Source organism: Pseudorhizobium xiangyangii, from assembly GCF_020531965.1.
Lineage (GTDB): Bacteria > Pseudomonadota > Alphaproteobacteria > Rhizobiales > Rhizobiaceae > Neorhizobium > Neorhizobium xiangyangii.
The window spans coordinates 1-6,948 of sequence record NZ_JAJAWH010000056.1 but is presented as its reverse complement, the minus strand read 5'-3'; the positions used below and the strand labels follow the sequence as shown (position 1 = coordinate 6,948).

General features: G+C 58.6%; 8 protein-coding genes. 7 read left to right on the top strand and 1 reads right to left on the bottom strand.

Annotation, left to right across the window (positions count from 1 at the left end; translation table 11 throughout):
• Positions 1 to 141: 141 nt before the first annotated feature.
• On the bottom strand, positions 142 to 1,056 hold the full coding sequence (locus tag LH464_RS23740; RefSeq protein WP_226788876.1) for a ribokinase: 915 nt from the start codon (positions 1,054 to 1,056) through the stop codon (positions 142 to 144).
• Here LH464_RS23740 and LH464_RS23735 point away from each other — a divergent pair.
• The 7 genes from LH464_RS23735 to LH464_RS23705 are packed head-to-tail and all read left to right on the top strand — an operon-like array spanning position 970 to position 6,330.
• Complete coding sequence (locus LH464_RS23735) at positions 970 to 1,968, top strand: FadR/GntR family transcriptional regulator (RefSeq protein WP_390625048.1); 999 nt, start codon at positions 970 to 972, stop codon at positions 1,966 to 1,968. The genes LH464_RS23740 and LH464_RS23735 overlap by 87 nt on opposite strands.
• A 26-nt stretch (positions 1,969 to 1,994) precedes the next feature.
• Positions 1,995 to 2,441: a ribose 5-phosphate isomerase B gene (gene rpiB, locus LH464_RS23730; protein ID WP_226788874.1), complete on the top strand. Its 447-nt coding sequence runs from the start codon at positions 1,995 to 1,997 to the stop codon at positions 2,439 to 2,441.
• Positions 2,442 to 2,474: 33 nt separating this feature from the next.
• Complete coding sequence (locus LH464_RS23725) at positions 2,475 to 3,398, top strand: NAD(P)-dependent oxidoreductase (RefSeq protein ID WP_226788873.1); 924 nt, start codon at positions 2,475 to 2,477, stop codon at positions 3,396 to 3,398.
• Complete coding sequence (locus LH464_RS23720) at positions 3,395 to 4,072, top strand: amino acid ABC transporter permease (protein ID WP_226788872.1); 678 nt, start codon at positions 3,395 to 3,397, stop codon at positions 4,070 to 4,072. Before LH464_RS23725 ends, LH464_RS23720 begins: the two co-directional genes overlap by 4 nt.
• A gap of 11 nt (positions 4,073 to 4,083) precedes the next feature.
• A complete protein-coding gene (locus tag LH464_RS23715; RefSeq protein WP_226788871.1) occupies positions 4,084 to 4,755 on the top strand; it encodes an amino acid ABC transporter permease in 672 nt (223 codons plus the stop codon).
• A 26-nt stretch (positions 4,756 to 4,781) separates the two neighbouring features.
• Positions 4,782 to 5,507: an amino acid ABC transporter ATP-binding protein gene (locus LH464_RS23710; protein WP_315859750.1), complete on the top strand. Its 726-nt coding sequence runs from the start codon at positions 4,782 to 4,784 to the stop codon at positions 5,505 to 5,507.
• 25 nt (positions 5,508 to 5,532) lie between these two features.
• Complete coding sequence (locus LH464_RS23705) at positions 5,533 to 6,330, top strand: transporter substrate-binding domain-containing protein (protein ID WP_390625047.1); 798 nt, start codon at positions 5,533 to 5,535, stop codon at positions 6,328 to 6,330.
• Positions 6,331 to 6,948: the final 618 nt, after the last annotated feature.

Below are 6,948 nucleotides of genomic sequence, written 5' to 3'. Positions count from 1 at the left end.
TGGTTTCTCCGATATTCTTCAATGGTTGAGCCTGGATCTCGGCCAAGGCCGGTTGATCCAGGCGGGACGGTGCCGTTGAGGTGGAGCAATATCCATATTCTCGTCAGGCAGCATATTCCAGGCGGATTAAGCAGGGACCCTTTACGAAATGCTTGCGGCCACCGCCCTATCGACATCCCCGGAGAAAGGTATTGATGTCTGTGCTCCTGCAGTAAGACAGGCGAGTGATCCAGCTATCGCCGCCCGACGCAAGGCAGCGTCAAAAACCAGTCCCTGTTCAAGGCTGCCGACCAGGTAGCCGCAGAAGGTGTCTCCCGCACCGACGGTGTCCAGAGGTTGGATTTTGAGGCCTTCAGCCCGCCGGATCTCACCATCAAGAATCGCGACCACGCCATCCTTTCCAAGGGTCACTGCGAACGCCCGCCCGGTATGCTCATGAATACGGTGAAGGGCCTCAATACGTTCGCCGATGTCCAATGTCCCTGTTCCCGCCAGCATATCGAATTCCATCTCGTTGCAGATGACGAAGTCCGCCATCGCGGCGAGCCGGGGCGCGTCGGCGGTAAACGGTGCGATGTTCAAGATCGAAGTTACACCTTTCTCGCGGGCAGCTTTCAACGCATGTGCTACCGTCGACGCCGGGACCTCTAGTTGCAGCATTAGGAAGTCGCCTGCGGTCATATTCTCAAGGCCGGTTTCGACGGATCGTTCGTCCACCGCATCGTTTGCGCCGGCGATAACGGTAATCATGTTTTCGCCCGAGGAATCGATCAGTATGACGGCGGTCCCAGTGGCTGTCGGTACTGTCCGGACGCCTGACAGGTCGATGTCCGCCAGACGGAGCATGCCGAGCGCCTCGGCGGCGAAACCATCCTTTCCGACCCCGCCAACCATGCGTACAGGGCTGCCGGACCGGCTTGCCGCCAGCGCCTGATTGGCACCTTTTCCTCCCGCCGAGGATGTGAAGGCATGTCCATTGACGGTTTCTCCCGGTGCGGGAAAGCGTTCGGCGACGGCGACAAGATCCAAATTTATCGAGCCCAGAACGGTAATCATATTTCTGCGTTTCCTCCTTTGAGCGGGTGCCTGAACGCACTCCGCGCTCAACCAAAACCTAACCAGATCAGTCACCTGAAGAAAAAACGCCGATCGCTGCTTGACAGTGTACTGGCCGTGGATAGGTTAGAGGTCATACCACGGTCTGGACAAAAGATGACAGTCAAAAAAACCATTCGTCGCGAACCACAGGAGGCAGGAGCCCACAACAGGGTCTCGGCATTTTTGCGTGACCAGTTGCTGTCCGGCGAGCTTAAGGCGGGCGATTGCCTTTTGCCCGAACGTGAGTTGGCAGCACTGTTGAATGTCAGCCGACCAGTTCTGCGGGAAGCTCTGAGGGCATTGTCAATGATAGGCGCCGTGGAGATAAGACATGGTGTCGGGACGATTGTGAAGCGTCCTGATGCCACGGCCCTTGGCGATGTATTCAGCTTCATGCTTGCTCATGGGTCGAATGTATCGGGCGACATCATGGAAGCCAGAAAGGCGATCGAACATCACGCCATCCGGCTCGCATGCCAGAGGGCGACGGAGCAGGATTTCGGCAACATAGCGAGTGCCCTCCGCAACATCGTCGACACGATCGACAATCCCGAGGCAGGCGGGGTGGCTGACTTCCAATTCCATGAGGCGATCGTCAATGCCTCACACTCGCCGACGCTGGTGACGATCTACGCATCGATCTCCCAGCTCATGATGCGGTCGCACCTTGAGCGCCGCGAGAAGATCATAAGGGTCGAAGGTATCGAAGACTTCCTGATCGACCACCACCGACTGATTCTCGAAGCTCTAGCCGCCCGCGATCGGGTCCGAGCCGATGATCTGTTGCATCAGCATTTCGAAATCGGCGCCGATTTTCGGCGCCGTGCCAGCCTGTCCGAACTAGTGAAAGGGGCGGGTGCCCCGGTCTAGTTTTCATTCATCAATGGGAGAAATTCATGAACATTGTCATCGGTAGCGACCACGCGGGTTTCCCGCTGAAGGCCGACGTGATTGCGGTGCTGAAAGAACTCGGCCACGAGGTCGAGGATATTGGCAGCTTCACGCCCGAGCCGGTCGACTTCCCCGACATCGCGGGCCTGCTCTGCCAGAAAGTTCGCGACGGCGCGGCGGAACGCGGAATTCTCGTCTGCGGAACAGGGGTCGGAGCAGCAATCGCTGCCAACAAGATTAACGGCATTCGCGCCGCGGTCTGCCACGATGTGCATTCCGCCCATCAGAGCGTCGAGCATGACGACGTTAACGTCATGTGCATTGGCGCCAAGATCGTCGGTCCTTGGCTCGCCCGCGATCTGGTCGTCGCCTATCTCGATGCCGAGTTCGACCGTAACGAAGATTTCGTCCGTCGTGTCGAAAAGCTCTCCGCACTGGAAAGGGCGCAGTAAGGGCGCAACGACGGTTCAATTGGGAGAGCAGACATGACTGACAGCAACCTGCCGAGGCTGGCTTTTATCGGATTGGGTGTAATGGGCCGCGAGATGGCCCGCCATCTCGTCACGGTTGGATATCGGGTCCGGGTCTTCGACATTTCATCCGACGCGGTGGGGGCTTTGGCCGATCAGGGAGCTATTGCATCGGAAAGCGTCGCGGAGGCGGTCGCCGATGCAGAGATCGCTGTCTCGATGCTTCCGAATACGCCGCAGGTCGAAGAGGTCGTTTATCGCAACGGCGTCCTGGATCACATGCCGAGTGAGGGGATCTTCATCGACATGAGCACGATTTCGCCTGAGGCGACGCGTGTCATGGCCGTCTCTCTTTCGGAAAAGTCCATCTCCATGCTGGATGGCCCCGTATCCGGGGGGCCGATCGGTGCGAAGAATGCGGCACTTTCGATCATGGTAGGCGGTGACCGGTTCGCTTTCGAGCGCGCAGAAACCGTACTCAATGTCATGGGGAACACCGTAACCCACGTCGGCGCTCCTGGCGCGGGACAGACGGTAAAGCTCTGCAACCAACTCGTCTGCGCCGTCAACATCCAGGCCGTCTGCGAAGCACTTGCACTTGGTCGCGCCAGTGGTGTCGATCTCGATCAGATGCGGGATGTACTGCTTGGTGGTTCCGCCTCGTCATGGATGCTCGAGAAGCTCGGGCCGGCCATGATAGCTGGTGACGCCAGTGCAGGCTTCCGGATCGACCTGATGCTGAAGGATCTGCGTCTTGTTCTTGAGATGGCGGGACAGAACGATGTGCCTCTGCCCGCAACCTCGCTCGTCACCTCGCAGTATGTCGAGGCGCGCGCACACGGGGAGGGATCAAACGGCAATCAGGCCCTGTTCCGGGTCTACGATCGAATGACTGGCCAGAATGTGGCAAGGCCCAAGATTGGGGCGGCGCAGTCATGACGTTCGATTTCTCGGTCGTCCTCCTACGCTGGCAGATGCTGGTCGACGGCATGGCGTTGACGGCTCAGTTGGCGCTGATCACGACCGTGACCGGCTTTCTGATCGGAACGGCCTGCGCCATCGCACGCCGTTCCGGTGGGCCGGTTCTGCGGCGGCTCGCCACGACCTATGTCGAGAGCATTCGCAATACCCCGTTTCTGGTGCAGATTTTCGTGATCTACTTCGGACTATCCAGCCTCGGATATTCCTTCGGCGCGATCCTGGTGGCTGTCCTGGCGCTGACGGTCAATGTGGGCGCCTACACCGCCGAGATCATGCGTGCAGGCTTCGACTCTATCCAGAAGGGACAGTGGGAAGCCGGGGAGTGTCTTGGCCTTTCTCCGGTCCAGCTCTACTGGCATGTGGGACTTCGTCCCGCGATGGAGCGCGTCTATCCGGCACTGACCAGCCAGTTCATCCTGCTGATGCTCGCATCTTCCGTGACGTCGCAGATTTCGGCAGAGGAACTGACGGCGGCCGGCAATTTCATACAATCGGAGACGTACCGGCCGTTCGAGACCTACCTCGTCGTCGCCGTCATCTATCTCTTCCTGTCGCTTGTCATGCGCGCGCTGTTCTGGGCGCTCGGCATGGCCCTGTTCCCGCGCCGTCGCCGGCTCGGCACACCGTTGTAGGAGAGCGACTTATGACAACGGCATTCAACTACAATCACCTAATTTTCTTGCTGAACGGCGTCTTGTGGACACTGGTCTTAACCGCCATGGCTTTCGTAGGCGGGGGGATCCTCGGATTTCTGGTCGCGCTTGGGAGGATCGCGCCATCGCGTGCTGTTCGGCTGCTGACCGCGAGTTATGTGCAACTGATCCAGGGCACTCCGCTCCTGGTCATCATGTTTATCATTTACTTCGGCTTGCCAACGCTTGGATTTTCCATCACGCCGCTTTTTGCAGCCGGGATTTCTCTGACAATCTATGTCAGCGCCTATCTTGGTGAAATTTGGCGCGGCTGCCTGGAGTCCGTGCCAAAGGCGCAGTGGGAAGCTGCAGAGTGCCTGGCGCTTTCCCGGGTACAAAGGATGTTCAAAGTCATCCTTCCGCAGGCAATCCGGATCGCGACGCCGCCGACCGTCGGGTTCAGCGTCCAGATCGTCAAGAACACGTCGCTCGCGTCCGTCGTCGGCTTTGTCGAACTGACCCGGGCAGGACAGCTCATCAACAACTCGATCTTCGAGCCCTTTCTCATCTATCTCGTCGTCGCCGCACTGTACTTCTGCCTCTGCTTTCCGTTGTCGGCATTTAGTCAGCGCCTCGAGCGCATGGGGCCGAGACGGCGCGTCGAAGTCCAGCCGGCAGCATAAGCCGAAGCAATTCAGGGAGGCAGATCATGTCGATGATCGCACTAAATCAGGTGAAGAAAAGCTTCGGCGCAGTGACAGTATTGCAGGGCGTGACGTTCTCCGTGGAAAAGGGACAGGTCGCACCTTTGATCGGGGCCAGTGGTTCCGGCAAGAGCACGGCGCTCCGTTGCGTGGATCGCCTCGAGGTGATCGACAGCGGCGAGATCACGGTGGCCGACCACAAGGTGCACGATCCAAAGCTCGACCTGCGCAAGCTGCGTCTGGACGTCGGGATCGTCTTCCAGAGCTACAATCTGTTTCCTCATCTTACGGTCGAAGAAAACATTATGCTCGCCCCGCGATCGGTGAAGAACGTGCCGAAAGGGCAGGCGCGCGAAATTGCGCGTTCCGCCCTCGAACGCGTCGGCCTCGGAGACAAGGCGGATCACTATCCGGAGCAGTTATCCGGCGGTCAGCAGCAGCGCGCGGCGATCGCACGATCGCTCGCAATGGAACCCAAGGTCATGCTGTTCGATGAGGTCACCTCCGCACTCGACCCCAAGCTGACGGGCGAGGTGCTGCGCGTTATCGAGAAGCTCGCCGAGAGCGGCATGACAATGATCATGGTCACCCATGAGATGAACTTTGCGCGGAAGGTCGCCGACCGCGTGATCTTCATGCATCGCGGCCTCGTGCACGAGGAGGGCGACGCCTCAATGCTGAGCGCGCCTAAGACATCGGAACTGCAGGATTTCCTCAGTCACGATCTGTAAACCAAAACAAACGGAGGAGAATGGAATGTTGAAGAAGTTTTTCGCACTAGGCGTCATGGGAGCGATGCTGACGGCACAGGCGGTACCCGCTTTTGCCGATACCTATGCAGACATAATCGCCGCAAAAAAGATCAGAATATCCACTGATCTGGCGATCCCGCCATCAGGAATGCTCGACGCCAACCTCAAACCTGTGGGGTCGGATGTCGAAACGGCAGAGCTGCTTGCAAAGGATTGGGGCGTCGAGCTCGAATTTATCCAGACGACCGGCGCCACCCGAATTCCGAACTTGCAGACGAACAAGGCTGACATCGTCATCTCGACGCTGTCAGTAACGCCGGAACGAGCACAGGTCATCGACTTCTCAAAGCCTTATGCCGGTTTGCTATCTGTCATCGCTGCGCCAGCATCGTCGCCAATCAAGGATTGGGCGGATCTGAAGGGCCAGACTGTCACGGTCACCCGTGGCACGACGCAGGACAGCGAACTGACGAAGCTGGCCGGCGAGCACGGCTTCACTGTCACGCGGTACGATGATGATGCCACAATGGTGACAGCGGCGGTATCGGGTCAGGCGAAGGCGATCTCCACGTCGGCGACGCTGGTAAAGCAGGTCCATGACAAGAACCCGGAGCTGGCGTTCGAGCCGAAGATCACCATTCGCGTACTAAACCTGGCAATCGGTGTCCGCAAGAACGAGCCGGAACTACTCGCGAAGGTGGACGAGTGGGTGGCAGCCAACCTGAAGAACGGCAAGCTCAACGAGATTTACCAAAAGTACCATGGCACGCCGCTGCCACAAGAGATTGTCAACGCGAACTAGGCACGCGTTTGTAGCCAACGGTGTTCTCGCATAAACCTACTGTAAGTGGGGCGTAGAGATGGCGGGACGAAGAGTCCCGCCATCTCTACGAGCGTCATCGTTTCCCGCAACAGATCATTGCCCATCCGATCTGTTTGTCGTTTCGGGTCCCGCTGAAATGCTCTTCGAGCGCGGTATCGTCGAAGATGCGTCCATGGGTGGGCGTGGGCCATGAAGAGAACTCCATCTGTCAGGCCGCGGCATGTGGCAGGTCAACATTCGGTTGAGAGTGTCGACGTTGACTCGAATGTTCATCGCCGCACCACCGCCTTTGCAACGTCAATGGTGACAGCCTGCCGTCCGTCGGTTACCTGCTCCCGACGATAAAACCGGAGATACTCTCTCGACCCGGTGACAAGCATGGCATCACAATGGGCGTCCATAACCCCCGCCAGCCCTCGCCCTCCATCTGTGCCGCAGCAGGAAGATGATCTCGGCGCGACTGATCCACCCTCTCTGTCGCCTGGTAACCATCGCCTGGCATTCGGCCCGGTGCGGCTCCGTCCGATTTAAGCCGGCGAAGCGAAAGATTTGCGCGTTGAAATCAGTGGCGAACGCATGACCTAGCGTTGTTGCCAG

Bases quoted from the DNA above. Each gene is read 5' to 3' on its own strand.
- LH464_RS23735 (WP_390625048.1), top strand. From the start codon at position 970: ATGTCCATTGACGGTTTCTCCCGGTGCGGGAAAGCGTTCGGCGACGGC.
- LH464_RS23740 (WP_226788876.1), bottom strand. From the start codon at position 1,056: ATGATTACCGTTCTGGGCTCGATAAATTTGGATCTTGTCGCCGTCGCC.
- rpiB (WP_226788874.1), top strand. From the start codon at position 1,995: ATGAACATTGTCATCGGTAGCGACCACGCGGGTTTCCCGCTGAAGGCC.
- LH464_RS23725 (WP_226788873.1), top strand. From the start codon at position 2,475: ATGACTGACAGCAACCTGCCGAGGCTGGCTTTTATCGGATTGGGTGTA.
- LH464_RS23720 (WP_226788872.1), top strand. From the start codon at position 3,395: ATGACGTTCGATTTCTCGGTCGTCCTCCTACGCTGGCAGATGCTGGTC.
- LH464_RS23715 (WP_226788871.1), top strand. From the start codon at position 4,084: ATGACAACGGCATTCAACTACAATCACCTAATTTTCTTGCTGAACGGC.
- LH464_RS23710 (WP_315859750.1), top strand. From the start codon at position 4,782: ATGTCGATGATCGCACTAAATCAGGTGAAGAAAAGCTTCGGCGCAGTG.
- LH464_RS23705 (WP_390625047.1), top strand. From the start codon at position 5,533: ATGTTGAAGAAGTTTTTCGCACTAGGCGTCATGGGAGCGATGCTGACG.